Here is a 23830-nt window from a genome sequence, read left to right as displayed (position 1 = left end):
TGGCTTTCGCCAGAAGATGCTCCAGTCCCTTCAGCGCGATGGCGCGCCCTTCGGGATACCAGCCCATCTGCGCCGCCTTGGCGTAGCACCAGATCTGGCGGGCCTGCACGAACACGCGCCGCGGCGCGGCCGCATCCGCAGTACCGTCGCGGTGCAGCCGGTCGATGAAGCCGCCCGTGGCCTGATCCCAGCCGACGGTCGACCACAGCGGCAGCGCCTCGTCGATCATGCGGCCCTTCAGGCGCGCGACGACATCGGCAGCCTCGTCCGCCGCAATGTTTTCTACGTCCGCCATCGGGTCCCCTCTCGGCCGCGTCAATGGCGGTCTGATACCCATGCCGGTGGCGGCGCGCAACGGATGCGAACACGGAAAGAACAGCCATGACCGCCCATTACGACGCCCGCGAGACGCGTGAGCCAGCAGCGCGCGAGGCCGACCTGTTCTCCTGCCTGCCGGAGGTGCTGCGAGCCGCGATGGCCGCCCCGGCCTATGCCGAGCGGCTCAGAGGCCTCGATCCCGCCACCGTGACCTCCAGGACGGCCCTGGCAGGCCTGCCGGTGTTGCGCAAGTCGGAACTGCCCGCCCTGCACAAGGCGTCTGCGCCCTTCGGAGGCTTCGTGACGGCAGCCCCCGGCTCGTTCGCCCGCCTCTTTACCTCCCCCGGCCCGATCTTCGAGCCGGAGGGACGGCAGGCCGACCCCTGGCGCGGTGCACGGGCGCTGTTCGCGGCAGGGTTCCGCCCCGACGACGTCGTCCTCAACACCTTCAGCTACCACCTCACCCCCGGGGGCTTCATCTTCGATGCCTCGGCGCGCGCGCTCGGCTGCGCGGTGATCCCGGCCGGCCCCGGCAACACGGAACAGCAATTCGAGCTGATCGAGGCCTACCGGCCGGTCGGCTACAGCGGCACGCCGGATTTCCTGAAGATCCTGCTTGATGCCGCGGCAAGCGCCGGCCGCGACGTCTCCTCGATCAAGCGCGCGGTGGTTTCGGGCGCGGCGTTCCCGCCCTCGCTCCAGGCCGAGATCAAGGCGCGCGGGATCGACGCCTATCAGGCCTTCGGCACTGCCGATCTCGGCCTCATCGCTTTCGAGACCGAGGCGCGCGAAGGTATGGTCGTGAACGAGGACCTGATCCTGGAGATCGTCAAGCCCGGCACCGGCGATCCCGTGGCGCCCGGCGACGTCGGCGAGATCGTGGTGACCTCGCTTGACCCGCATCATCCCTGGATCCGGCTCGCTCTCGGTGATCTCACCGCAGCACTGCCGGGCACTAGCCGCTGCGGTCGGACCAACATGCGCATCAAGGGCTGGATGGGCCGCGCCGACCAGACCACGAAGGTCAAGGGCATGTTCGTCCGTCCCGAGCAGGTTGCCGAGATCGGCAAGCGGCATTCCGAGCTCGGAAGACTGCGTCTGGTCGTCACGCGGCAAGGCGAGACCGACGCGATGACACTGAAGGCGGAGACGGCGGCCGCGAGTGAGGCGTTGCGCGAAGAGATCGCCGGCACCTTGCGTGCCGTGACGAAGCTCGGCGGCGCGGTCGAACTGCTCGGTCCCGGCGCGCTCCCGAACGATGGCAAGGTGATCGCGGACGAGCGGTAGTCGACCTTGCTCCAGTAACAGCGAATATTTGCAAAAGCTGATCCTCGTTTAACCGTAGATCCGCGCAAAAACCCCGAGATTTCCGGGACTTGTGCGCCTCCGGCGAGACGCGGGATAGAAAATAACAGGGAATTTCAAACTGCGATCAGCGAATTCTTGCTCAAAGAACAGCGAATATGTCGAGCTGAAGCAGGGAAGCGATCCGGCACCCACGGCCTTGATGCGCACGACGCCTCCCCGATCTCCCCTTAGCCGGAGCAGCTGAGCAGAAGGTCGACCACGCTTGACCGCCTGGGGTGCTTCTTGCCGAGATCTTGGACCAGCACTTGTCACGGCCTTGTGACGAACTCCGAAAATCCAATAGGAGGCCTCTACATTCGCCAACTGAACTCGCCCGCTACCCCCATAGCCCTCCGAATCCGCAATATCGGATTTTGAGCGTTTACCACCGCGGCGAGCCGCTCTGCGCGGAAGCTTCATCTTGGGCTAGCATTTCTCCACGCCAACAAGCCGCAAGGAGAAAATGAGCATGGGCATTCCGTTCGATCAGCAGCACCTTCGCAACGATCCGCCATGGCTGGTCCGGCACGAACCTCCCTCCAAGAAGCGCCGCGGCCGCCCTCCCAACCACCCAGCACTTGAGGACTTTACGCTCGAGCAGGTCGACCGGATCTATCCGTGGCTGTGCCGGCGGCTTAAGGCACGTCACGTGGCAAAGCAGCGCACCGCCGATCATGTCGCTATCAGCGGGCGGGCGTACGGGCACTTGGCGCATTGGGCCCGGAAGCGCCTCAAGAATATCGATGGGAGGACCCTCGCGAATAAGCACACCACGTGGAAGCGCCGCAGTCTCTCCGAGGTGGACCGCAGAGATTCCGAGGACTTCGATGCGGAGATCGAGCGCCAGTTTCCGCATCATCCTGCGACCTGCAATTCCTGATTTTCCGTGAGCGCAATTCGAGGCTCGATCTGCAAAAACCTCCCGGGGCATTCCGCCTCAAGCGAACTCAATTCGGGAGAGAACCTTTGCAGATCGAGCAGCTGTCAATTGACACTTTAAAGTCCTATGCCGGCAATGCCCGCACCCATTCGGCGAAGCAGGTCAAGCAGATCGTACAGAGCATCGAACGGTTCGGGTTTAACAACCCCATTCTGATCGATGATGAAGGCCAGGTCATCGCAGGCCATGGACGTCTTGCAGCTGCAAACCTGCTGAATCTTCAGACGGTCCCCTGCGTTCGCCTTTCCCACCTGAGCGAGACCGACAAGCGGGCCTATGTTCTTGCGGACAATCGCCTCGCTGAAAAGGCCGGCTGGGATAATGCAATCCTTGCGATCGAGCTTAAGCAGCTCGCAGACGTGGGATTCGACCTCGATCTGACGGGCTTCGAGGCTGCCGAGGTCGATTGCATTATCGAGAACTTCGACGACGAAAGCGAGCAGCCGGAGAACCGGATCCCGGAGTGCGGTGAAGGTCCGCCCGTCAGCCGGCTCGGAGACATGTGGCGGCTGGGAAAGCACGTCCTTTTCTGTGGGGATGCGACCGACCGCGCGGTCTACGACACCCTCATGGATCGCGAGCGGGCCAACTTCATTTTCACCGATCCACCTTACAACGTTCGCATTGGCGGTAATGTCTCGGGGCTGGGCGCTATCAAGCATCGTGAATTTGCCATGGCTTCCGGGGAAATGAGCGAGGAGGAATTCACCACGTTCCTCTCAAAGACCTTCCGGCTGCTTTGCTACTACTCGAAGGACGGCTCGATCCATCAGATCTGCATGGATTGGCGGCATATGCGGGAAATGTTGAATGCGGGCGATAAGCATTACGCGGAGCTCAAGAACCTCTGCGTCTGGAACAAGACCAACGCTGGTATGGGATCGTTCTATCGCTCCAAGCATGAGCTGGTATTCGTCTGGAAGAACGGATCGGACGCACATACCAATACTTTCGAACTCGGTCAGCACGGGCGCTACCGGACCAACGTCTGGGACTATGAGGGCGCAACCAGTATGAAGGCGGGGCGCCTCGAGGAGCTGAAGCTGCACCCGACGGTGAAGCCGGTGGCCATGGTGGCCGATGCCATCAAGGATTGCTCCAAGCGGGGCCAGATTGTCCTTGACCCCTTCTGTGGCAGCGGAACGATTCTGATCGCGGCCGAAAAGACCGGCCGCGTTGCCCGGGCGATCGAGCTTGACCCCGCTTACGTCGATGTCGCGGTGCGGCGCTGGGAGCAGTACACCGGAAAGAAGGCCTCGCTCTATCCCATGCAGGAGACTTTTGAGGAGCTTGCGGAGATCAGAGCGGCTTGAACGTCCATGCAAGCTCAAGGGCTCACTTGAGCATTGCCCTCGACCTCGAACATCATTGCGCAATTGTCGTGAGCGCTCTCTCCGGCTGTTGATGCTACTCCTCGCTCGGGCTCCAAACCTGCGCGAGGACATATGGAAGAAGACAATACTTCAGTCCCTTCTCTTGAAGCCGACGAAGCTCCGTCGGGTTACCTGATCGGTTATAAATGCCCACCGAAACATGCGCAGTTTCAAAAGGGAACGTCAGGAAATCCGAAGGGGCGGCCGAAGCGGCCCTGTGGGATCAGCCTCAATGAGCTCCTTGATGGCGTCCAAAGAACAAAGGATGGGCGCACCATCTCTCGAAGAGAATTAATGGTCCGCCGCATTCTTCACAATGCGATGGAGGGGGATCCGAGCGAGTTTAAGAGGTTTATCGACCTCATGGAACGATCCCGACTTATTCTGAGAGCGACTCCAAAGTACGCAGGTCCGATCATTGTGAAGCGGGTTCGGACTACCGATTAGAACCCCAACTCGCCGTTGAAGCCGACACGACAAGCTAGAGGTGATTGAATGAGACAGCAGAATGGATCATCGAAGGAAAGCGTGATCGCCATCTTTAAACGGGTTGCGATGGAGCGCGTGACACTCACCATAGATGGCCGTCGACAAAAGGTACCCTTTGCCGAGGCCATCCTGCTGAAGAACTACAGTGCGGCTCTTCATGGCAACAAGAGCGCGTGGCGCAATATCTGGCGCCTCTTGGAACGAGCCGGCGAGCTGGTCGATCAGAACGACCCCGCGGTGGTCGGTAAGCCAATCATCGTTCCGGAGAAGATCTGGAATACAGACGAGCTCCTTCAGCTATACGATATCAGTGTCGTTGAAGGTAAACCTACCCGAACAACTTGACGAGCAACTCGTCCGCTCCACTCAAAGTCGAAAAACAGGACTTGCCGAGGTCACGGTGCATGGGACGTTCGGGCTTCTGCCCGCTGCTGTTCCCACGCGTATGACGGCTGACCTTCGAGCCCAGATCCGGCAGCCGCTCCCCCGGCTGGCCGCCGAACCAGAAGTAGCGCTCGAAGGCCAGTGTGCGCTGGTCGACCTCAAGCCAAATGACACAGCCACTGGGCTTTTCAAGCAACCGGGTGCTGACGGTCACGTGGCGGACAGCGGAGCCAAAAAAGCTCGACTTCAGCTGGATGTGCCGGAGGACCCCATTGGCTTCCAGTACGATATCGTAACCGCTCCGATCGACCTCGCTCTTCAGGACCTCTATGTCGTGCCGGCCCTGCCGCCAGCGCGCGGCCATGAGCTCGCCAAGCAACAGATGGAAGAGCGCCTGCTCCCGAACGCTGGAGGCGCTAGAATGGGGCGTCAGGGGATTCTGATTTAGTTCAAGCAACACTGTAAAACTCCTTTGTCTTGAGCGATGCCTGCATAAGCGCTCCGCTCGCCCTGCAAGTCCAGCGCACAACGCACCTGACGCCCAGCTTCGCACCTCACGGTTAATCCTATTTTGGGATAATCCCATTACGGGATCAAATTGACTGCCGCCGAATCAACAGCCCCGGCGGCCATGGAAAAGTCCCTCAAATCCGCCGAATATGGCCGCCTGATTGCCCTTCTTGTCGCAGCGCGGCATAGGCGGGCATACGTCAGCAAACCTTGGCTAAAAAGCTGAGGAAACCGCAATCCTTTGTCGCAAAGTACGAGGGCGGGGAACGCCGTTTGGACGTGATTGAGTTTATCGTCATTGCCGAAGCTTTGGGGGCTGACCCAATCAAACTGCTGCGCCGCCTCCTGCGAACCAGGACAAGTTAGGCAGCCCGCGCCAAGGCTGCGCTTCGGCGGCCCGGATCTTTTTGTGCTCCAACACGCCCACATTGAGCCAAAAGATTGCGCGAAATCCACTGGACTTCCCGACAGATCAGAGCGTGCGTGGTTTACCAACCAAGCAGCGGGCCGATATGGATACAAAATCAATTGCACCGGTCGTCAAAGCCTGTTTCGCGGAGATGCAGGTCAAACTGAAGCAAGCTCGGCAAATCGCCAAAGCCGCGGAGGCATGTGCGGAGGCTGGTAGCCTTGAGGAAGCCGTTCAGCTCTCCATGGGCATCGAGCAACTCATCTATGATGCGGACCGGCTTCACGACGCTGTTATGCTGCTCGGCCGAATGATCACGGCGGACCGCTAGCACCCACCTTTTCGCAACCGCGCCAACGCGGACAGCGCGCCTCAGAAGATCCGTCTTGAAGAGTCAAATCCGGAGGAGTTCTATATCTCCGTCGCCTGCGTTCGGGATGAGGTGAAGAATGGGTAATGCGCTCATCGTTCACAAAGCTCATCTGCCAAAAGCGCTCCTCGGTGTTCGGGCAGCTCAATATGTCCGCATGTCAACCGACCGCCAACAATACTCGATTCAAAATCAGGCCGCCGTCATCGCCGCTTACGCGCACGCCCACAACTTCACGCTGGTTCGCACCTACAAGGACGAGGGCGAGAGCGGACTGCTCATCAAGAACAGGGCCGGTCTGCTTCAATTGCTTAAGGATGTCGAGAGCAACCAGACCGATTTCGGCCATCTCCTGGTCTACGACGTCAGCCGATGGGGTCGGTTCCAGGACGTTGACGAAAGCGCGCACTATGAGTTCGTTTGTAGACGTGCTGGCATCAAGGTTGCCTATTGCGCCGAGCAATTCGAAAACGATGGGAGCATGCTTGCGAGCATCGTCAAGAACATCAAGCGAGTGATGGCGGCCGAATACAGCCGCGAACTTTCAGCAAAGGTCTACGCCGGTCAATGTCGCTTTGCGCGGCTCGGCTACAAGCCTTGTGGCCGTGCCGGCTACGCGCTGGTACGGGAGCTCGTCGATGAAAAGATGCAAACAAGAGGAGTGATGAAGAAGGGTGATCGGAAGTACATCCTTACGGACCACATTCGCGTAAGGCCAGGCGATCCAAACGAAACCGCAGTCGTGAAGTGGATATTCCAAAGATTCTTGGAGGTTAGGTCTGAAACTGCAATAGCTTGGGAGCTCAATCGGAAAGGACTCCTCTCGAGCACAGGCGCGCCGTGGACCCGCGCCGCGGTGGGCGTTATTCTTAGAAACGAAAGCTATATCGGAAACCTCATCTTCAACCGAAAGTCCCAAAAGCTACGGCAGCCCGCCGTGATAAATCCCCCTGAACAATGGATCAGAAGCGAGGGCTGCATCGAACCCATCGTCGATCGCGAGGTCTTCTTCAACGTCAGAAAGATCATCGAAGAGCGACGCGTCGATCTAACCGAGGAGGAGATGCTTGTCCGCTTGCGCAAGACCCTTCTCAGAGAAGGCCGTCTGACACCCGCCATCATCGATCGAACCCCGGGGCTCCCCTGCTCCGTGACCTGCCAAACGCACTTCGGCAACCTTCGAAATCTATATCGGTTGCTCGGCTATACCCCGAAGCGGAATTACGATTTCCTCGACTCGCGGCCTGTCTGGTCTGAGTTAAGGTCGAAACTCGTCGAACAGGCTGCAACCGCGATCAAAGCGGCAGGCGGACGTATCAGTCCGGGCGGCTGGAGCAATTGCCTCCGCGTGAATGGAACCGCCTGTCTTTCGGTTAGGGCTGCTCGTTGGACCCCCGGCCAGAAGCCAACTCATGCACCGTACTGGAGCATCGAACGCGAGGCGTGCCTCCCTGACGGCTGGATAGCTGCCATCCGGCTCGCCGAGCACAACAAGACAGTCCTGGACTACGTACTGTTGCCGACCGACGGCAAAGTGAAACGCACGATTCGCTTTTCCGAAGCAGTGCGGATGCGGCGGGGAATTATGCGCTTCAAAACGACCGCCGGCCTCATTCAAGCGATTACGCGCCGGCTTATTAGAACACGCCCGACCTCCCAAGCCACACCGGCGCCCCAGACCAAGGAGCCGAAAGCGGCGCGGTCCAGACCCAGACGGGCCCCTAAGCGGCGCTCACATCAACGGCCTCCTAAGAACTTGTGCTAGCGCCTTGGCTGAGCTTTGATGCTCGCTTTAGGACCGGGTATTATGGGCGCCAAATCGATAGTTGCAAAAATCCTGAGAGACGAACTGGCCTCGATCGGAATCCGATCGCTGACGGTCCAGGAGTCAGAGAGGATCGCCGCTCGCATCTTCGAACGGATCACTGATATTGAATTGGAGCTAGCCGCACGTGACTTTGCCTCCGCGGGCCGCGATCATGACTAGCATTTTCACGTTTTCAGCGGTGCGGCTTCGACATAGAGGCCCTGCAAAGTGGTGGAGCATTTCGATCCACACAGCAGTGCTTAGACTTGGCGGCCGAGAACTGGCCAATAGTGCTATGAACCAATTAGGGTCTGGCTGAGGCCAAGAGAAGGATCCGATGATTGCTTGTCACATGGCCCTTGATCAGTGGACGCCGCCCGGCTCGGGGGCTGGCGAACCCTCAACCCTAGATGCAAAGGGGCCAATCTCCCAGCGGCCAGACGGCGGCTGCGGACCTCTGCATGGCCCGCTTGCGAACGGGTAAGTTCCGCCCATTCACGCTGGCGATCCGCTGTGGTACGCTCGCGGGCGACCACAAATCCGGTCGCAATCTCAGTTAACTCCCCGCTGGCTCCGAAGCCGGCGGGCTTTTCTTTGGACTTTAGTATCCGACGGGGCGCCGGTTCAGGGGCGATCTTAACTTGATTTTAAGACTGCCTATTGTGCGGCGGCATCACTCTGGCTAAATGGAGGCTAGCCTCAAAGTCAGTTGCGTTCGAGAGTCATGATTACGTACAAGCAGTACCACATCCAGCGAGTTGAGCACGGCCAAAGAGGTTGGGTTGCCCGCATCACGCGGGCGGATGGCCAGAACATCCGCACCATCCTGCCGGCCTCTGAGCATCCCTATCTGGATACGAAGCCTGCCGCATCGGCCGAGGAAGCTGAACAGCTCGCCAAAGAAGGCATCGACTTTGGCGGGGTGGTTTGACCCCCAGCGCTCACCTGACTCTCGCAGGCCAAAACCAGTCGCAACGCATTGAGAAGCGCTCGCTTATGCGTTGGGCTTCATGTCTGGGCCGGATGAGCGCCCTAGCCACTTCCCATTTGACCAGCGGTAGGCGGCTACGTGGCTGACTATTATTTTGAGACTAAGCTTGTCCGGCGAGGCGACCGACGCAGATATTCACCCGTTGCTCTACGGCTTTCCTCGACTTTCCGCTTCGCAGCTGACCGCTCTTACGCGTTTGGTCCGGACTAGTGGCGACCCATTGTCAATACGCGCGACGAGAACCTGGGACAGCTCGTCAAAGGAGCCAAATCGTTCGATCTTGCTAGATGCGCGCGATGCTTCGGAGAACCAGAACCGTTCTCCCTGAAACAATAACGACGTTGACGGCATCAATACGTAATCCAGCACTTCATCATTGTTCTCATTGAGCCTTAGCGCCACAACCCATCCCGCAGGCCATCGAACGCGGCGAACCAGCTTCCATTTAGGTGGGATGGTGACATATTTCCGACAAGTGGCTATTCGGAAACAGATCTTGACGGCATCATTTACTCGCAAACACTGGGCCGCCAGATCGAGCGTGACGCACCGACCCGCCTTCCTGAGAGCCTCCTGAAGAAGCGCCGCGTTGCCTAGCTGAACTTCCATCATCCTCTTGTGCGTATCAAGCTTATCCCAGTAGCTCTGATTGCTGACATAACCGATCATACGGTACAGATTACGCATAGGGCCAAAGTGTCTTAGATAAGTTGCTAGAGACGGCAGCCCCAAAGCAGCATCAATTATAGAGGCGCTCAATTTCCCTTTCTTCATCAGAAGTTTCCGAAGGCGAACGAGCATTTCTTCTTCCGATATGCGCACAAAGCGCTGCTCCAGCGCCCTGTTGACGCGCTTGAAAACACCACGGTCAACTATTGCTTTGATCGCGCCATCGCTTCTGACCCAAAGGTCTGTCGGATTGCTCATTCTCTTGGCGCCGAGTTTTTCAGACTGACGATTGTAGATGAGGTTGCCGATATACTCCTCCCGCCGTAGCAGCTTGCCTATCGAACTCTGGCACCAAAGCCCGCCCTTATTGGTCAAGACCCCCCGCCTGTTAAGCTCTCGCGCAATCGACTCTTGGGAGCTTCCCCGAAGATACTCATCGAAAACCCATTGGACGACTTCGACTTTGTCCTTTGGTCCCGGAGCTAGTCTCACTCGGTCTGTTGACAAGAATTTGTGCTCACCCGCTTTGAGAGTCCCCTTGGGCCGGCATTTGGCGTCCACAACCTCCCGTACCAACCCAAACGGCTCCCGACCGCCCATTCGGAAGCCCTTGCTTGCGATGCGGACCGATGCTGCGTGTACCCGCCCAGAAAGCTCTCGGCTAAATTCGGCCGCCATAACCCTTTTGATGTTTTTCATAATGCTGGAAAGCAAACTGCCGTCATTGTCAAACTGCTCTGCGCAATAGGCGACCTTCACTCCAGCCTTTCGGCAAATGAACTCATAATGCGCGCTCTCATCTACATCTTGAAAGCGCCCCCAACGACTGACGTCAAAGATCAACAGATAACCAAAGTCCGCCCGGTCCGACCGAACGTCGTCGATCAGCTGGATAAGACCTTTCCTATTGTCAATCTTCAGACCGCTCTCACCCTCATCGCGGTAAGTACGAACGATCGTCAAGTTGTGGAGTTCCGCATACGTGGCAATCACTGCCGCCTGATTTTCGATAGAGTACTGTTGATGGTCTGTAGACATGCGGACATATTGCGCCGCGCGATTTGTTGTTTGCGACTGGAGCAAACGATCCCTGTGTACGACAAGAGCTCTTGACATGGTGCCCCTCGCGTCCGCGACAGCACTCCCCCCCGACCACACTCCCATTCAAAATGGCGAGCTGTAGCCGGATCAAGTTCAAGGTACAATCAGCAATTCTGTCCTAATCCATAGGACCGCCAATCTTTCAAGCCTGTCACGGTACTTGCGACTTATAGCTCACGCCATGCTTTCCCAACCACCAATGCCGCAGAGCAAACGGCTGAAAGCAAGCCGGTCCAAAACCATGACCGTCCACGGGCGGCGCTGATCGACCGCAGATACAAGAAAGCTCCAAGAAGCTTCCCGTAGTTCTTTCGGAATTCTCCATTAAGCTTGGCTACTTCCGGCAGATCGGACAGAGCCTTGCATTCGTCGGCCATTGGCTGGACTCCATTTGCGACTGGACCAGCACCCCATAGACCACTGTTTTGCCCGACGGCGCAAGCTAAATTTCGGTTTTTTCGATGCGCCTTGGCGTGGCCACTGATAGCCGCTCGTCGGTGATCGCCTACCGAAATGCAGCCTCGAGTTGCTAAGTCGCCTATCTCAGGCTCGAGTCCGGCCAGTGAGGAACCTCATCGGTGGGCCGGGAACGACGCAAGTGCTGCCGCACCATCGCGTAGAGCACAAAAAGACCGATGGTGATGGCGACAGCCAGCAAGGGGAAAATGTAGTTCATACAGTCTCCAAGAATTTGAATACTAGCGGCGCTACTTCCGCCGCCCAATCGGCGCGATGCTCCTCGGCATGAGTCCCACTGTTGAGTTTCCCGCTTCGATGGTTTCCCACCCGGCTTATAGTCCTCATCTGTCACTCCGCTTCACGCGTTTGAGCGCCCGCCGTTGCCGCGATAGGGCTGCCTTCTCATACCGCTCCAAGCTCGACAGATATCTCAATTGCGTTGGTTCAGTGCCCTCAATCACTGCTAAGATCAGACCCATTCTAAGAGCCCGCAGGCGATCCTGTCGACCCCTGGCTTGAGCCAGATCTTGAAGCGCGGTTTCCATATCAGCGCCTTTGAATTCCTCTGCAAGGACTACATCGAAGCCGGCGAGACCAGAACCAGCGGCTTCGTCCCAACGCGATAAACCATGCCGATAGGCATTGCGGCTCGATGTTGCTTTCCCAGCGCTTGTTTGCGGGCCAGTACTCTTCGCAGCGTTTGCGTGGTTGGCTTCGATTTGTCGCTTTGACGCCAACTTGCCTCCTTGATCTCTCAACCTGGCAATCGATCGCTCCCTTGGTCGCGAAGTCCAGGGCCTCAATCCTCCGTTCCCACGCCTCCGCGAAGCAACCGTGATTGATCCGGAGGACAGGATGGATCCGTCAACAACGGAGCAATGAACCTGTGGAGGTTTGATCCATCAAACAGATAGGCTGCTATTCCGGCCGCTTGCGCCGCAGCAAGGTCGCTCTGCTTGTCGCCGATCAAAAAGCTAGCATCGATATTCACCGCGTACCGCTCAAGCAGAGCTCTAATCATGCCCGGTTGCGGCTTACGGCAACTGCAGAGGACACGGTAACGCTCAATCAAGCCATCGGGGTGGTGTGGGCAAAATTCGAACGCATCGATATGCGCACCAGCTATCGCAAGCTCACGTGACATCCAGTCGTGCAAATTGTGAACATGCCGCTCCTCGTAAAACCCCCTCGCAATTCCTGATTGGTTCGTCACGACAAACGCAAGATACCCGGCGTCATTGACCGCTTTGACGGCCTGTTGGGCTCCTTCCACCCACCGGATCTTGTCCGGATCGAAAGCGTAGCCGTCGTCCTCATTGAGGACGCCATCACGATCAAAAAATACTGCCGGACGCTTCAAATCTCACTGGCCCAAGTTGAAAGGATACCCGGCGATCTTCCGACAAATACTGCTTGGTTTCAACATCTCCGGCGGTTCGACAGTTCGCTCTCTGCGCCGCCCCTCTTATGCAGTTAGCTCTTTGCTGTTCATGCGTAAATTGGCTTCGTTTTGTCGATTTGATAGTCGGCCGCCCCTCTCGCACTTGCCCTAAGCGCGTGAAAACAAGAGCCATTCCTGCCGCTAAAACGAGCAACAATGTTGCTGCAAAAAGGACTGGCCTTCACCCGCGATTGGAGCGTTACTGAGTCGGCCGGGCGCCAACGCCGATTGTAGCGCCGGTATCTCGCCTCGCGAACGCGGGGCTTCGGGCAGTGCGGCATGTAACGCCGCTTGCTCTTGCGTAGGAGATACCGGTGACGCTTCAAACGAATGGCACAGACGCGCCAAACCATATCATTAGGTTCAACCCGAACGACCGTCGCCATTTTATCGGTGGCTCGGACGCCCGCATCATCATGGGAGATGATCAAGAAAGTCTCATCCGGCTTTGGCGCGAAAAGCGCGGCGAAGCGGAGCCGCAAGATCTCTCGGACAATCTGATTGTCCAGCTCGGCACCGTGACCGAGGTCTTGAACCGCGCCTGGTATCAGCGCGCGAGCGGGCACACTGTCAAGGATATCCAAAAGCGTGTTCGCCATCCCGTCCACAAATGGATGGCGGCGACGCTGGACGGGACTGTCGAGCAAAACGGGGCCGTCTTCGAAGCCAAGTTCATGCTGCCCTGGGCCTTCACCGAGGAAGCCGCAGCCGAGAAACATATGGCTCAGCTGCAGCACAACATGTGGGTCACCGCATCCCGCAGCGCGGTTCTCTCTATCATCACCGGCGGCGGCAAATGGGTCGAGATCAAGCTTCACGCCGACCCGCTGTACCAGCATCTTCTCCTCACCGCCGAAAAAAAGTTCTGGCGGTGCGTCCAGAGCGGTGAACGCCCTGCCCTGTTCAACATCGAAACGCAGCGCCCGAGGCTGGAGGCGGTCAAGGTCGTCGACATGTCCACTTCCAACCAATGGGCGGAGCTGGCGGCGACCTACCTTCGGACTCGAGGAGCGCATGGCGAGCACGAAACTGCCAAGGCCGATCTTAAGAAGCTGATGCCGGAAGACGCTAAGGAGGCCGCGGGCCATGGCATCAGGGCCAAGCGTTCCAAGTCCGGCGCGGTCAGCTTTGAAGTCCAGGCGGCGGCGGAGGTATCTCATGCATCAGTCCAGTGAGAGCATCGGGACCATCGCTGCCGCTCTCGCCCGGGCCCAGGCCGAACTCACCAACCCGGAAAAAACTCTAACAGCCGTGATCCGGTCACCCTTCCCCCGGGAGGATGACCGGACCTTCCGCTACGCCTCCCTCGCGAGCGGCCTGGACATCGTGCGAAAGACGCTGAGCCAGCAGGAGATCGCCACTATCCAGACCACCCGGATCGAGCAGCCGACCGGTCAGATCCACCTCACCACCCTGCTCGCCCACGCCTCGGGGGAATGGATCTCCTCGGACCTTCCGGTCTGCGCCGCCAAGGAGGTCGAAACGCCGCACCGGATGGGCTCCGCGCTGACCTATGCGCGCAGGTATGCCCTGTTTGCCCTGGTCGGGATCGCCGGGGAGGACGATTTGGACGCCCCTGACGTCGTCACGGAGCCGCTGGCTGCCCCGGAGCCGCAGGCCGCGTCAGGGCCGAAAAGGAGGCCGCCTGGCGGCGTCCTGAACCGGCCCGCGGTATTGCCGCCCGAACGCTCCGCCGTGCTCCTGGATCAGCTCCTGGGCCAGCTATCCGCCCAGAAGGAGGACGATGGACTGCTCGCTTGGACCAAGATCAGCCTCCCCCTCAAGAACACTCTCGTGGAGGCGGATGCCCGCGTTCTTGAAGCCGCGTATCAGAGGCGGATCGGGAATACCCCTTTGACCGACATCCATTCCGCGGTCCAGCAGCCTGCGCCCTCCACATCCGTTTCTCCCGATGAAGGCCCTACGACGGCGTCCAGCAACATCGATGTGGCTGCTGACTCAGCTCGGCAAGAACAGGCCGGCCTCGCCTTCCCGAAGGAGCCGACTCGAAGACGGAGCAAGGATCACCTCGCCTTCATCCGCAGCCAGGGGTGCCTCGTCTGCCAGAAGACCCCCGCCGATGCGCATCACCTCAAGTTCGCCCAGCCACGATCCTTGGGACGCAAGGTCAGCGACGAGTTCACGGTGCCGCTCTGCCGATCTCACCACCAATCCCTGCACCGACACGGAAATGAAAGAGCTTGGTGGACCAATCTACAAATTGTACCCCTTCAGATCGCGAAGGAGCTTTGGGAGGCTAGCCCCATCCATCTGACGGAAGGCCCACCGGTCGCTCTCCCGCCGCGTCCGCCATTGGAGGCGCAAGGTCAATGAATGGTCCGGTCGATCTACGTAAACCGCATCCGGCGAGCATCTTGCCGCCTCAATACGAAGCGTTATGTCCTCCGCCCCAACTTCTACCTGGAGAGAACATCGACCACTATAAGGCCCTTCAAGCCGCAATCTTCCGCGACCTCGATCCCAAATCTGCCATCGAGTGGCTGCTCGCAATCGACGTCGCAGAACTCTCTTGGGAGATGCAGCGCTACCGGGTCTTGCGGCACAGGCTCTTGAGCACGTATCGCCAAAAGGCCGTAGAGATGACGCTTCGCCGCGTGGATCTGGCAGGCATTGCCCCAGATTTCCAGGATGTAGCCGAAATCTACACCATCAATAACGCTCTGGATTGGCAACTGGACCCAACTGCGGCGATTGATATTGAGGCGCGTCTCCGATTGTACGGTTTCGATCAACACGCCGTCAGTATGGAGGTTTACGTCCAGGCGCGAGAGATCCTCTCGCTATTTGAATCACTTCTGAACGGAGCGCAGGTTCGGCGCCTGCTGCTGATTAAAGAATTCAATGCTCTGCAGCACTCAGCCAGACGGTCCTCAAACCGCGGCGTGCATAGAACCGCCTTGCTGCGGGGCGGCGAACGTGAACAAAGCTTTGACCGATGACATCAATAAAGTGATCGAAGCAAGCCAGCGCGAGCGCCATCCCTGCTTTTGCAGACGACGCACACACCGTCCAAGTATAAGAGTATCGGAGGATCTGATCAGATAGTCTTCGGAGTGCTCACCTTCAAAAGCGATAACGGCTCCCGTGGACTGCTCACGATGGATTAAGCGGGAGTAACCGCTCCATCACCCGAGCGACAGATATGCTGCGTACGCTTGCTTCAGACCTTCCGTGAGGGAGGTCTTCGCGCGCCAGCCGAGCCCTTCGAGGCAGCTGACATCGAGTAGCTTGCGCGGCGTGCCGTCTGGCCTCGTAGTGTCAAAAGCGATCTCACCGTTGTAATCGACGATGTCCGCGACGAGTCGAGCGAACTCAGCAACGGCGATGTCCTTTCCGGTACCGATATTGACCAACCCGGCGCCGGAGTAGGTCTTCATGAGGTACACGCAGGCATCCGCCATATCGTCGACATAGAGGAACTCGCGCAGCGGCGTGCCGGTGCCCCAGACCTCGACGGTCTTTGCGTCCGACAGCTTGGCTTCATGGAAGCGGCGGATGAGCGCGGCAACGACGTGGCTCAATTCAGGATGATAATTGTCGCCGGGCCCGTAGAGGTTGGTCGGCATCACGCTGACGAAGTCGCTGCCATACTGGCTGCGATAGGCTTCCGCCATCTTGATGCCAGCGATCTTCGCGATAGCATAGGGCTCGTTGGTCGGCTCCAGCGGACCCGTCAGCATCGAGTCTTCCCGCAGCGGCTGCGGCGCCAGCTTCGGATAGATGCAGGACGAGCCGAGGAACATCAACTTTTCGGCATGGTGCATATGCGCAGCATGGATCACATTGGTGGCGATCGCGATATTGTCGTAGATGAACTCGGCGCGCAACGTGTTGTTGGCGACGATGCCGCCGACCTTGGCGGCGGCGAGGAAGATCACCTGCGGTCGCACCTTCGCGAACCAGTCGAACACTTGCGCCTGGTTGCAGAGATCGAGTTCGCGACGCTCGACGGTGACGAGATTCACATCCTCCCGCGCCAGCCGGCGCACGATCGCGCTGCCGACCATGCCGCGATGGCCGGCGACGTAGACCCGTTTGCCCTTCAGCTCAAACGGTACGCTTGCCATGAGCCGCTTCCCGTTTGGCCTCGGCCAGATCGCCGGTCATCATCTCGTCGACGAGTTGCGCAAAACTCCGCCTCGGGTTCCAGCCGAGTACCTTCTGCGCCTTGCTTGCATCTCCAACGAGCAGATCGACCTCGGTTGGGCGGAAATAGGTCGGATCAATCTTCACCACCGTCTTGCCGCTGATGGCATCGACGCCGGTCTCGTCGACGCCCTTCCCACGCCATTCGATGCGGCGGCCGACATGAGCGAAGGACCGCTCCACCATCTCGCGCACCGAGCGCGTCTCGCCGGTGGCGAGCACGAAATCGTCGGGCTCGTCGGCCTGCAGGATCATGTGCATGCCCTCGACGTAATCCCTGGCATGGCCCCAGTCGCGCTTGGCCTCGAGATTGCCGAGATAGAGTGTCTGTTCCAGTCCAACCTCGATCCGCGAGACGCTGCGGGTGATCTTGCGAGTGACGAAGGTCTCGCCGCGGATCGGGCTCTCGTGGTTGAACAGTATTCCGTTGGAAGCGAACATGCCGTAGGCTTCGCGGTAGTTCACCGTGATCCAATAGCCGTAGAGCTTCGCGACGCCATAGGGCGAGCGCGGATAGAACGGCGTGGTCTCCTTCTGCGGGATCTCCTGCACGAGGCCGTAGAGCTCGGAAGTCGAGGCCTGATAGAACCGCGTCTCTTTCTCCATGCCGAGGATGCGGATCGCCTCCAGAAGCCGTAGCACGCCGATCGCATCCGCGTTAGCGGTATATTCAGGACTCTCGAAGCTGACGGCGACGTGGCTCTGGGCGGCGAGATTGTAGATCTCCGTCGGGCGAATTTGCTGCACCAGTCGGATCAGATTGCTCGAATCCGTCATGTCGCCATAGTGCATTTGGAACGGCACGTCGCCGACATGCGGATCCTGATACAAGTGATCGACCCGCGCCGTGTTGAAGGAGGAAGAGCGCCGCTTGATGCCGTGCACAATATAGCCGAGCGACAGCAGGTACTCGGCAAGATAGGCGCCATCCTGGCCGGTCACGCCGGTGATTAGAGCGATACGGTTACTCATGAGAAGCCGCGTTCCTGTCAATTTCCTGGAATCGGCGCGCTCACTCGATCGAGAGCTTTGCGCCCAAGGCGCCTTTTGGACTTGTGACCGTTCTCGGTCAAGACTGTCAACAGGCGCTGGGAACCTGTCGTGAGTTGCCGTCTCCCGGACTTTGCTGGCTGGCGCCCACGCTATTCACAAGCAGAAAAAGCACATCAACATAGCCGAATTCGACGATTCGCGCCGCAATGTCGTTGTCGGTCGCCGACGTGCGCCTACCGCCCTTCTCCAGCCAAAACGCAGCGTATCCGAAGCCATCCAGGTAGTCGAGAATGTCCTTGACAGAAGCTCCGAACTTCCGAAGTCCATTCTCGTCCAGCTCAACGAATAGAGCCGGACCTGCCTGACGCAGAATGTCCGGCGCGCCGCGTAGCACGGCAAGCTCGGCACCTTGGACATCGATCTTAACGAGGCCAGGCCTGTCTTTGTGCTTGTCCACCACTAGTTCATCTAGACGCACGGTATCGACCGCAACGCCGGTGCCGTCTGCCGACAGCTTGTGATCTCCCGGATGCCGTGGATTGACCTTGAAAAGAGCTTTCCCGGTCCTCTCCGCAGCAGCGGCCTTCATAAGGCGAGTGCGCCCGATGAAGCCGCTTCTCTCGATCATCGACTGTAAGGCTTTGAAATTGTGCTCCTCCGGCTCAAGCAGGATGACCTTCCCCCGAGGGCCGACCCAGGTTGCGAAACGCCGAGAGAAGAAGCCGACATTTGCACCCACATCGATCACGACGGAGCCCTCCGCAACGAACTGCTTCAGCTCGTCGATTGCCCCGGCTTCCAGGTACTGCTTGTATCCAGAATAGAGCGTCAGAAACACACGGCGAAAAAGACTAGATTTGAAGCCCGCCTCGCCCACAATCCCGAACAACTTGACGGCGAGATCCCGCAGTAGCCTCTGAAACATTGTTGCGTGCCTTACCAATCTCAGTAAAATCCAACCTACAACCAGCGGTTTCGGGCCACACATCACCCCTACACGGGATACCATCGTTAATGAAGTTTAGCTCCGCGAGCCTGTCGCTCACCCTAGCCAGCCTATTCTTCCTCCTACCAGTTTCTTTGGCCCTGCTGTACCCTATTTCATTTTGGCTGGGCAACGATTATGAGCCTCTTGGTCTTGCGAACGCATTCAACCTCGCGTTTCGCCTCGGCCACCACCACATGTACCCAGCAATCGGACTGACCAACCATCCCGGCCTTCCCTTTTACTACACAAGCTGGTTGGCCCTAGCGCTAAGCGGACATCCATTTGCATCCAACCCACTCGATTTCTTCAACAGTGTCCTAGATCAGGTTCGCACTTACCAGTTGTGCGCGATTGCGTTGACCTCCTTCGTCGGTGCCTGTGGAGTGTATCTGTTCGTCCGGATAACCTATCCACTCCTGCCCTCCTCGGTAATCGTGCTCAGTCTCGCCGTCTGGTTGTTGTCGACCCCGGCCACGATCACCAACTTTCTCTCGCCGAGCAACGAAGCCTTCGCGTTGGTCATCAACGTCCTGTTCCTGCTCAGCCTGTTCCAGATTTCACGTGACGAGCGGGGCACAACGAGAACAATCGCAATTGCTGCCGCGGTCAGCGCGGTCGCTTATCTCAACAAACTCTCATACATCTACGTGCCCGCGGCTCTTTGCGCATCTATGTTCGCGCAGTATGGGTTTCCGCTGAAACGCATAGCCATACTTGTCAGAAGCCTTGCCATGTTCGTCGTGGCTTTCGTTGGACTCGTTTGTCTGGTTGGCTATATCGTTATCGGTTGGGATGAGTTCCGCGCGCTTCTCCTCTTTCATCGTTCAGTCGCCTTCAGATCGGGCCTTTATGGAGCCGGCGACCAAACATTGGCGAACCTAGAAGAGATCCTGAAGGCGGTTTATTCCATCCCATCCCACCGAGCCTTTGCCCTTCCGCTCGCACTACTGGCAGGCGTGGGTCTGCTCATAATTGCGGGCACCCTTCTCCTTAGGAGTCGCCAGCCACGGCCCGAGCTCACGGTAGGGGTCGGCTGCGGCACGGCAGCAGCGCTATCGGCGTTATTTGTCTTCAAGCACTACGACTTCCACTATTCTGCGGGGGTTTCCGCGACGCTGCCGGGCTGCGTTGTCGCATACCAGCTTCTGATCAGGCGGCGCCCGTCGCGGATCAAGCTCCTGCTGGTGTCGGCCGCCCTCTTATTAATGGCCTTTCCCGTAGTGCAGCGATTGCATCTGTACTTAGTCGACCGGACAGAGCGCACCAACGCAGCCCTGCTTGACAAGGACGAGATCGCCAAATTGAACGCGCGTCAGAAGAAAGTCTTGGACTACGCTTACAGAGTGCCATTCCGCGAATATGGCGAGGGATTCATACTGACTTACGCGGGTGTCGAGCCGTTGACTAAGGCTTATGTAAGCGATAGGCGAGGGACAACCAACAGCTTTGTCGAAGCCCTCGTCAGCGAGGAGGTGGGGGCGTACGTGATCGACAAGAGCTATTTTCCGACGGCGGAAGCTGTCAAGGCGGCCGCCAATGTCGACCTACTCGGACCGAAATCGGTCCGGTATCAAGATGGCGACACGCTGATCGAGCTCCGCACGGTGTTCGTCCTCTTGCGCCGAGCCGAATAGTTAGCAGCCGACTGAGGACTAGTGCTCGCCAGGAAGCGCCATCATCATGTGTACACGCGACGTCATCGATGCGAAGCAGACGCCTAGCCCCCGGAAACTTAATTTCCTGCAGCATACCGAGGAAACGATCGGCGAGCAGGCTTATTGGCGCACGGTCAATTCCGCCTATTACGACGAAGATCGCGCGTTTGTGCGGTTCCTGATCCCCCGCCAGAAGCGCGTACTAGAACTTGGCTGCGGTTGCGGCGACTTGCTTGCGGCACTTGAACCGGGCTATGGGGTCGGCATCGATTTCAGCACCGGCGCGATCGAGCGCGCGAAATCGCAGTTCCCCAATCTGAACTTCATCGTCGGCGATGTGGAGGATGCGAACACGCTAAGCGCGATCGAGGGCCCCTTCGACTACATCGTGGTTTCCGATACCATAGGCATGTTCGAAAGAATCGACGAAACGCTGCGGATGGTGCACAGATTGTGCTCGCCCGAGACGCGCCTTGTGATTTCCTACTATTCGCATTTGTGGGAGCCCGTCCTCAAGATCGGCGAGATCCTGAAGCTAAAGAGCAAGCAACCACCGATCAACTACTTCGCCACCGCCGACTTCCTCAACCTAATGGATCTCGCAGACTTCGAGGTCATTCGACACGAGCAGCGCCAGCTCCTGCCTCGCAAGCTTTTAGGCCTCGGCACCTTCGTCAACCGCTTCATCGCGCCGCTCCCTGGAATCAGGCGCCTTTGCCTGCGCACTTACCTTGTCGGACGGCCAATCCGGCAATTCCCCGACCGCAAACTGTCGGCTAGCATAGTCATTCCCTGCCGCAATGAGAGAGGCAATATCGAGAGCGCAATCACGCGAATGCCCCGGTTCGGATCACAGCAGGAGATCATCTTCGTCGAGGGCAATTCGGTAGACGGCACTTTCGAGGAATGCGAGCGCGTTCGCGAGAAGTACAAGGATCAGTGGCAGATCAAGGTGATGAAGCAGGAGGGCAAAGGTAAGGGTGATGCCGTCCGCAAGGGCTTTGCCCATGCCACTGGCGACGTGCTGATGATCCTCGATGCGGACCTCACTATGCCCCCTGAGGAGTTGCCGAGATATCACTCGATCATCGAAATAGGGAAGGCCGATTTCGTAAATGGAACGCGCCTAGTCTATCCTATGGAAGACGAAGCGATGCGTCGCCTGAATTTTCTCGCTAACCGGACATTTGCCTACATTTTCAGCTACCTCGTGAATACGCGCCTGACCGATACGCTTTGCGGCACGAAAGTGCTGCGCCGAGATCACTATGAGGCCTTGATTCGGGAGCGATCCTATTTCGGCAACTTCGACCCGTTCGGCGACTTCGATCTGATCTTCGGCGCAGCAAAGCAAAATCTGAAGATGATTGAGACCCCAGTCCACTACAAGGCGCGCACCTTCGGCGAGACGCAGATATCGCGTTTTCGCGACGGTTGGCTGCTGCTCAAGATGGTGCTGTTCGCGTATCGAAAATTGAAGGCCATCTGATGACCAACACCGCCGTCGCCGATGCTCCTCTCGACGAACGTCAGGCTCTGCACCGCGCCATATGGCAGCGAAAGGAAACGCTGAGGCTACTCTATCATGATTATCACCGGCGCCTCATGGTGGCGTGTCCGGAGGGGCGACTTCTCGATATCGGCGGCGGGACCGCGCATCTGAAGGAATCCCGAAAGGACGTCATCTCGATGGACGTCCTGCGCTTTCCAGGTATCGACGTCGTCGCAGATGCGCATTGCCTACCGTTTCGGGATGGCATCTTTGCCGGTGCCGTGATGCTCGACGTCTTGCATCACCTCGAGCGCCCGCTCGAATTTCTAGAGGAAGCCGCGCGAGTTTTGCAACCCGGCGGGCGGCTTGCAATGATAGAACCCGCCATGACGCCCGTCGCCCGCCACTTTTATACCCATTTTCACGAAGAGCCGGTCGAAATGGGCGTCGATCCCTTCCAACCTGTAGCGATAAATCCGGACCGAGACCCCTTCGATTCCAACCAAGCCATTCCCACGCTGCTGTTTGCGCGGCCAGCCACGCGTGAGCGAGTTGAGCAGTTGGTCCCGCGTTTGCGTGTACGCAGCGTCGACTGGCTCAGCCTGTTTGCGTATCCGCTGAGCGGTGGATTTCAGCCTTGGACACTCATGCCCGCGAAATTCACGCGAGCTTTCATTGCCCTCGAGGACCGCGTACCAAGCATTATTCGCCGGCAAATTGGGTTTCGAATGATGATCGTGATGGAGCGTATTCCATCCTGAGGAAATCACCGTTGGTCAAACCATTCGCGCCGGAGTGGACGTCAGAAACTAACAGTGGCATTCGCTTTGCTGCAGAGACACGAAATCCGGGGTGAGCGATCTGATGACGCGTCTTTCGCATCTCACCTTGCGCAATTTCCTGATCGCGCTCCACGACCTGCTGGCGACCGCGGCGGCGCTTTTTGCCGCCTTCTATCTGCGATTCGAGGGTGGCGACGGCTTCTTCGACCGCTTGCCGTTGCTGTTCCAGATCCTGCCCTACTTCCTCGCTTTCAGCGTCGTCGTGTTCTTCATCTTCAACCTGACCACGACGAAATGGCGCTTCATCTCGCTGCCTGACGCGCTGAACATCATCCGCGTCGCGACCGTGCTGACGGTCGCCCTGCTCGTGCTCGACTACATCTTCGTCGCCCCCAACGTCCGCGGCGCCTTCTTCCTCGGCAAGGTGACGATCGTCCTCTATTGGTTCCTCGAGATCTCCTTCCTTAGCGCGTCACGGATGGCCTACCGCTACTTCCGCTATACGCGGGTGCGGCGTCACGCCAGGGGCGACGAGGCCGCGCCGACGCTGCTGATCGGCCGGGCCGCGGATGCCGAGGTGCTCCTGCGCGGCATCGAGAGCGGAGCGATCAAGCGCATCTGGCCGGTCGGCGTGCTGTCGCCGTCGATCTCGGATCGAGGCCAGTTCATCCGCAACGTGCCGGTGCTGGGCGGCATCGACGACGTCGAGGACGTCGTCGCCGACTTCGCCAAGCGCAACAAGCCGATCGCGCGCCTCGTCATGACGCCGTCGGCATTCGAGCCGGAAGCGCGTCCGGAATCGATCCTGATGCGGGCGCGCAAGCTGGGTGTGATCGTGAACCGGATGCCCTCGCTCGAGAGCGGTGATACACCGCGGCTCACGGCCGTCGCGGTCGAGGACCTCCTGCTGCGGCCGAGCGAGACGATCGACTATGCGCGCCTGGAAGCGCTAATCAACGGCAAGGCGGTGATCGTCACCGGCGGCGGCGGCTCGATCGGGTCGGAGATCTGCGAGCGCGTCGTCGCCTTCGGTGCCGCGCGGCTCCTGATCGTGGAAAACTCCGAGCCGGCGCTCTACGCCATCACGGAGGCACTCGCCGCGCGAGGCGCGGCCGCTGAGGTCGAGGGACGGATCGCCGACATCC

General features: G+C 58.8%; 24 protein-coding genes. 16 read left to right on the top strand and 8 right to left on the bottom strand.

Going from position 1 to position 23830, the window contains the following annotated elements; genetic code table 11:
- Positions 1–295: AGE family epimerase/isomerase (locus tag SE92_RS33835; RefSeq protein WP_198172875.1), on the bottom strand; the 295-nt coding region annotated here is incomplete at its 3' end.
- Positions 296–381: 86 nt separating this feature from the next.
- On the opposite strand from SE92_RS33835, the gene SE92_RS33830 reads away from it, so the two are divergent.
- The 5 genes from SE92_RS33830 (at position 382) to SE92_RS33815 (ending at position 4812) form a co-directional block, all read left to right on the top strand.
- Complete coding sequence (locus tag SE92_RS33830; RefSeq protein WP_063203083.1) at positions 382–1605, top strand: phenylacetate--CoA ligase family protein; 1224 nt, start codon at positions 382–384, stop codon at positions 1603–1605.
- A 529-nt stretch (positions 1606–2134) separates the two neighbouring features.
- Positions 2135–2545, top strand: a complete 411-nt coding sequence (locus SE92_RS33825; protein WP_157095802.1) for a hypothetical protein — start codon at positions 2135–2137, stop codon at positions 2543–2545.
- Positions 2546–2631: 86 nt separating this feature from the next.
- Positions 2632–3918 carry a site-specific DNA-methyltransferase gene (locus tag SE92_RS33820; protein ID WP_063203079.1) on the top strand — a complete coding sequence of 429 codons (1287 nt, stop codon included), beginning with the start codon at positions 2632–2634 and terminating at the stop codon, positions 3916–3918.
- Between the two features lie 132 nt (positions 3919–4050).
- Positions 4051–4425, top strand: coding sequence for a DUF5681 domain-containing protein (locus SE92_RS37570; RefSeq protein WP_502686788.1), 375 nt, complete (start codon positions 4051–4053; stop codon positions 4423–4425).
- Positions 4426–4473: 48 nt separating this feature from the next.
- Positions 4474–4812 (top strand): hypothetical protein, encoded by a 339-nt coding sequence (locus tag SE92_RS33815; protein ID WP_063203077.1) that lies wholly within the window; start codon positions 4474–4476, stop codon positions 4810–4812.
- On the opposite strand, the gene SE92_RS33810 is transcribed toward SE92_RS33815, so the two are convergent.
- Complete coding sequence (locus SE92_RS33810; protein ID WP_063203075.1) at positions 4796–5311, bottom strand: hypothetical protein; 516 nt, start codon at positions 5309–5311, stop codon at positions 4796–4798. The genes SE92_RS33815 and SE92_RS33810 overlap by 17 nt on opposite strands.
- 260 nt (positions 5312–5571) lie before the next feature.
- Between SE92_RS33810 and SE92_RS37500 the strand changes: the two genes are divergently transcribed.
- The 4 genes from SE92_RS37500 to SE92_RS33790 all read left to right on the top strand — a co-directional run bounded on the left by SE92_RS37500 (position 5572) and on the right by SE92_RS33790 (position 8878).
- Positions 5572–5727 (top strand): helix-turn-helix domain-containing protein, encoded by a 156-nt coding sequence (locus tag SE92_RS37500; RefSeq protein ID WP_349510047.1) that lies wholly within the window; start codon positions 5572–5574, stop codon positions 5725–5727.
- Positions 5728–5789: 62 nt separating this feature from the next.
- Positions 5790–6101 carry a hypothetical protein gene (locus SE92_RS33805; protein WP_245324778.1) on the top strand — a complete coding sequence of 104 codons (312 nt, stop codon included), beginning with the start codon at positions 5790–5792 and terminating at the stop codon, positions 6099–6101.
- Between the two features lie 118 nt (positions 6102–6219).
- A complete protein-coding gene (locus SE92_RS33800) occupies positions 6220–7905 on the top strand; it encodes a recombinase family protein (protein WP_084251941.1) in 1686 nt (561 codons plus the stop codon).
- A 766-nt stretch (positions 7906–8671) separates the two neighbouring features.
- The gene (locus SE92_RS33790) at positions 8672–8878 is read left to right on the top strand and encodes a hypothetical protein (protein ID WP_063203069.1); all 207 of its coding nucleotides are present in this window, start codon (positions 8672–8674) and stop codon (positions 8876–8878) included.
- Between the two features lie 207 nt (positions 8879–9085).
- Here SE92_RS33790 and SE92_RS33785 read toward each other — a convergent pair whose 3' ends face one another.
- From SE92_RS33785 to SE92_RS33780, 3 genes are all read right to left on the bottom strand, one after another.
- Complete coding sequence (locus SE92_RS33785; RefSeq protein ID WP_063203904.1) at positions 9086–10723, bottom strand: recombinase family protein; 1638 nt, start codon at positions 10721–10723, stop codon at positions 9086–9088.
- A gap of 523 nt (positions 10724–11246) precedes the next feature.
- A complete protein-coding gene (locus SE92_RS36405) occupies positions 11247–11384 on the bottom strand; it encodes a hypothetical protein (protein ID WP_157095801.1) in 138 nt (45 codons plus the stop codon).
- A gap of 582 nt (positions 11385–11966) precedes the next feature.
- On the bottom strand, positions 11967–12527 hold the full coding sequence (locus SE92_RS33780) for a D-glycero-alpha-D-manno-heptose-1,7-bisphosphate 7-phosphatase (protein ID WP_063203067.1): 561 nt from the start codon (positions 12525–12527) through the stop codon (positions 11967–11969).
- Between the two features lie 395 nt (positions 12528–12922).
- Between SE92_RS33780 and SE92_RS33775 the strand changes: the two genes are divergently transcribed.
- The 3 genes from SE92_RS33775 to SE92_RS33765 are packed head-to-tail and all read left to right on the top strand — an operon-like array spanning position 12923 to position 15568.
- Positions 12923–13783: a YqaJ viral recombinase family protein gene (locus SE92_RS33775; RefSeq protein WP_084251939.1), complete on the top strand. Its 861-nt coding sequence runs from the start codon at positions 12923–12925 to the stop codon at positions 13781–13783.
- Entirely contained in the window at positions 13767–14942 is a 1176-nt protein-coding gene (locus SE92_RS33770) for an ERF family protein (protein WP_063203065.1), read from the top strand. The genes SE92_RS33775 and SE92_RS33770 overlap by 17 nt, the downstream gene beginning before the upstream one ends.
- Positions 14939–15568 (top strand): hypothetical protein, encoded by a 630-nt coding sequence (locus SE92_RS33765; protein ID WP_245324777.1) that lies wholly within the window; start codon positions 14939–14941, stop codon positions 15566–15568. Before SE92_RS33770 ends, SE92_RS33765 begins: the two co-directional genes overlap by 4 nt.
- Positions 15569–15754: 186 nt before the next feature.
- Here SE92_RS33765 and fcl read toward each other — a convergent pair whose 3' ends face one another.
- From fcl to SE92_RS33750, 3 genes are all read right to left on the bottom strand, one after another.
- A complete protein-coding gene (gene fcl, locus SE92_RS33760) occupies positions 15755–16696 on the bottom strand; it encodes a GDP-L-fucose synthase (RefSeq protein WP_063203063.1) in 942 nt (313 codons plus the stop codon).
- Complete coding sequence (gmd, locus tag SE92_RS33755; RefSeq protein ID WP_063203061.1) at positions 16677–17747, bottom strand: GDP-mannose 4,6-dehydratase; 1071 nt, start codon at positions 17745–17747, stop codon at positions 16677–16679. Before gmd ends, fcl begins: the two co-directional genes overlap by 20 nt.
- Before the next feature lie 106 nt (positions 17748–17853).
- A complete protein-coding gene (locus SE92_RS33750; RefSeq protein ID WP_063203059.1) occupies positions 17854–18693 on the bottom strand; it encodes an FkbM family methyltransferase in 840 nt (279 codons plus the stop codon).
- An 89-nt stretch (positions 18694–18782) separates the two neighbouring features.
- Between SE92_RS33750 and SE92_RS33745 the strand changes: the two genes are divergently transcribed.
- The 4 genes from SE92_RS33745 to SE92_RS33730 all read left to right on the top strand — a co-directional run.
- On the top strand, positions 18783–20390 hold the full coding sequence (locus SE92_RS33745; RefSeq protein WP_063203057.1) for a hypothetical protein: 1608 nt from the start codon (positions 18783–18785) through the stop codon (positions 20388–20390).
- 46 nt (positions 20391–20436) lie between these two features.
- A complete protein-coding gene (locus tag SE92_RS33740) occupies positions 20437–21900 on the top strand; it encodes a glycosyltransferase (RefSeq protein ID WP_063203055.1) in 1464 nt (487 codons plus the stop codon).
- The gene (locus SE92_RS33735; RefSeq protein WP_063203053.1) at positions 21900–22664 is read left to right on the top strand and encodes a class I SAM-dependent methyltransferase; all 765 of its coding nucleotides are present in this window, start codon (positions 21900–21902) and stop codon (positions 22662–22664) included. The genes SE92_RS33740 and SE92_RS33735 overlap by 1 nt, the downstream gene beginning before the upstream one ends.
- A 103-nt stretch (positions 22665–22767) precedes the next feature.
- On the top strand, positions 22768–23830 hold a 1063-nt coding region (locus SE92_RS33730; protein WP_198172873.1), incomplete at its 3' end, for a nucleoside-diphosphate sugar epimerase/dehydratase.

The organism is Bradyrhizobium sp. AT1 (assembly GCF_001590795.1).
Taxonomy (GTDB): Bacteria; Pseudomonadota; Alphaproteobacteria; order Rhizobiales; family Xanthobacteraceae; genus Bradyrhizobium.
This window is presented reverse-complemented; position numbering and strand designations above follow the sequence as displayed.

What these genes read in the sequence shown, in the direction of transcription:
- SE92_RS33830 (WP_063203083.1), top strand. Translation starts at nt 382, where the DNA reads ATGACCGCCCATTACGACGCCCGCGAGACGCGTGAGCCAGCAGCGCGC.
- SE92_RS33825 (WP_157095802.1), top strand. Translation starts at nt 2,135, where the DNA reads ATGGGCATTCCGTTCGATCAGCAGCACCTTCGCAACGATCCGCCATGG.
- SE92_RS37570 (WP_502686788.1), top strand. Translation starts at nt 4,051, where the DNA reads ATGGAAGAAGACAATACTTCAGTCCCTTCTCTTGAAGCCGACGAAGCT.
- SE92_RS33815 (WP_063203077.1), top strand. Translation starts at nt 4,474, where the DNA reads ATGAGACAGCAGAATGGATCATCGAAGGAAAGCGTGATCGCCATCTTT.
- SE92_RS33800 (WP_084251941.1), top strand. Translation starts at nt 6,220, where the DNA reads ATGGGTAATGCGCTCATCGTTCACAAAGCTCATCTGCCAAAAGCGCTC.
- SE92_RS33790 (WP_063203069.1), top strand. Translation starts at nt 8,672, where the DNA reads ATGATTACGTACAAGCAGTACCACATCCAGCGAGTTGAGCACGGCCAA.
- SE92_RS33785 (WP_063203904.1), bottom strand. Translation starts at nt 10,723, where the DNA reads ATGTCAAGAGCTCTTGTCGTACACAGGGATCGTTTGCTCCAGTCGCAA.
- SE92_RS36405 (WP_157095801.1), bottom strand. Translation starts at nt 11,384, where the DNA reads ATGAACTACATTTTCCCCTTGCTGGCTGTCGCCATCACCATCGGTCTT.
- SE92_RS33770 (WP_063203065.1), top strand. Translation starts at nt 13,767, where the DNA reads ATGCATCAGTCCAGTGAGAGCATCGGGACCATCGCTGCCGCTCTCGCC.
- SE92_RS33765 (WP_245324777.1), top strand. Translation starts at nt 14,939, where the DNA reads ATGAATGGTCCGGTCGATCTACGTAAACCGCATCCGGCGAGCATCTTG.
- fcl (WP_063203063.1), bottom strand. Translation starts at nt 16,696, where the DNA reads ATGGCAAGCGTACCGTTTGAGCTGAAGGGCAAACGGGTCTACGTCGCC.
- gmd (WP_063203061.1), bottom strand. Translation starts at nt 17,747, where the DNA reads ATGAGTAACCGTATCGCTCTAATCACCGGCGTGACCGGCCAGGATGGC.
- SE92_RS33750 (WP_063203059.1), bottom strand. Translation starts at nt 18,693, where the DNA reads ATGTTTCAGAGGCTACTGCGGGATCTCGCCGTCAAGTTGTTCGGGATT.
- SE92_RS33745 (WP_063203057.1), top strand. Translation starts at nt 18,783, where the DNA reads ATGAAGTTTAGCTCCGCGAGCCTGTCGCTCACCCTAGCCAGCCTATTC.
- SE92_RS33740 (WP_063203055.1), top strand. Translation starts at nt 20,437, where the DNA reads ATGTGTACACGCGACGTCATCGATGCGAAGCAGACGCCTAGCCCCCGG.
- SE92_RS33735 (WP_063203053.1), top strand. Translation starts at nt 21,900, where the DNA reads ATGACCAACACCGCCGTCGCCGATGCTCCTCTCGACGAACGTCAGGCT.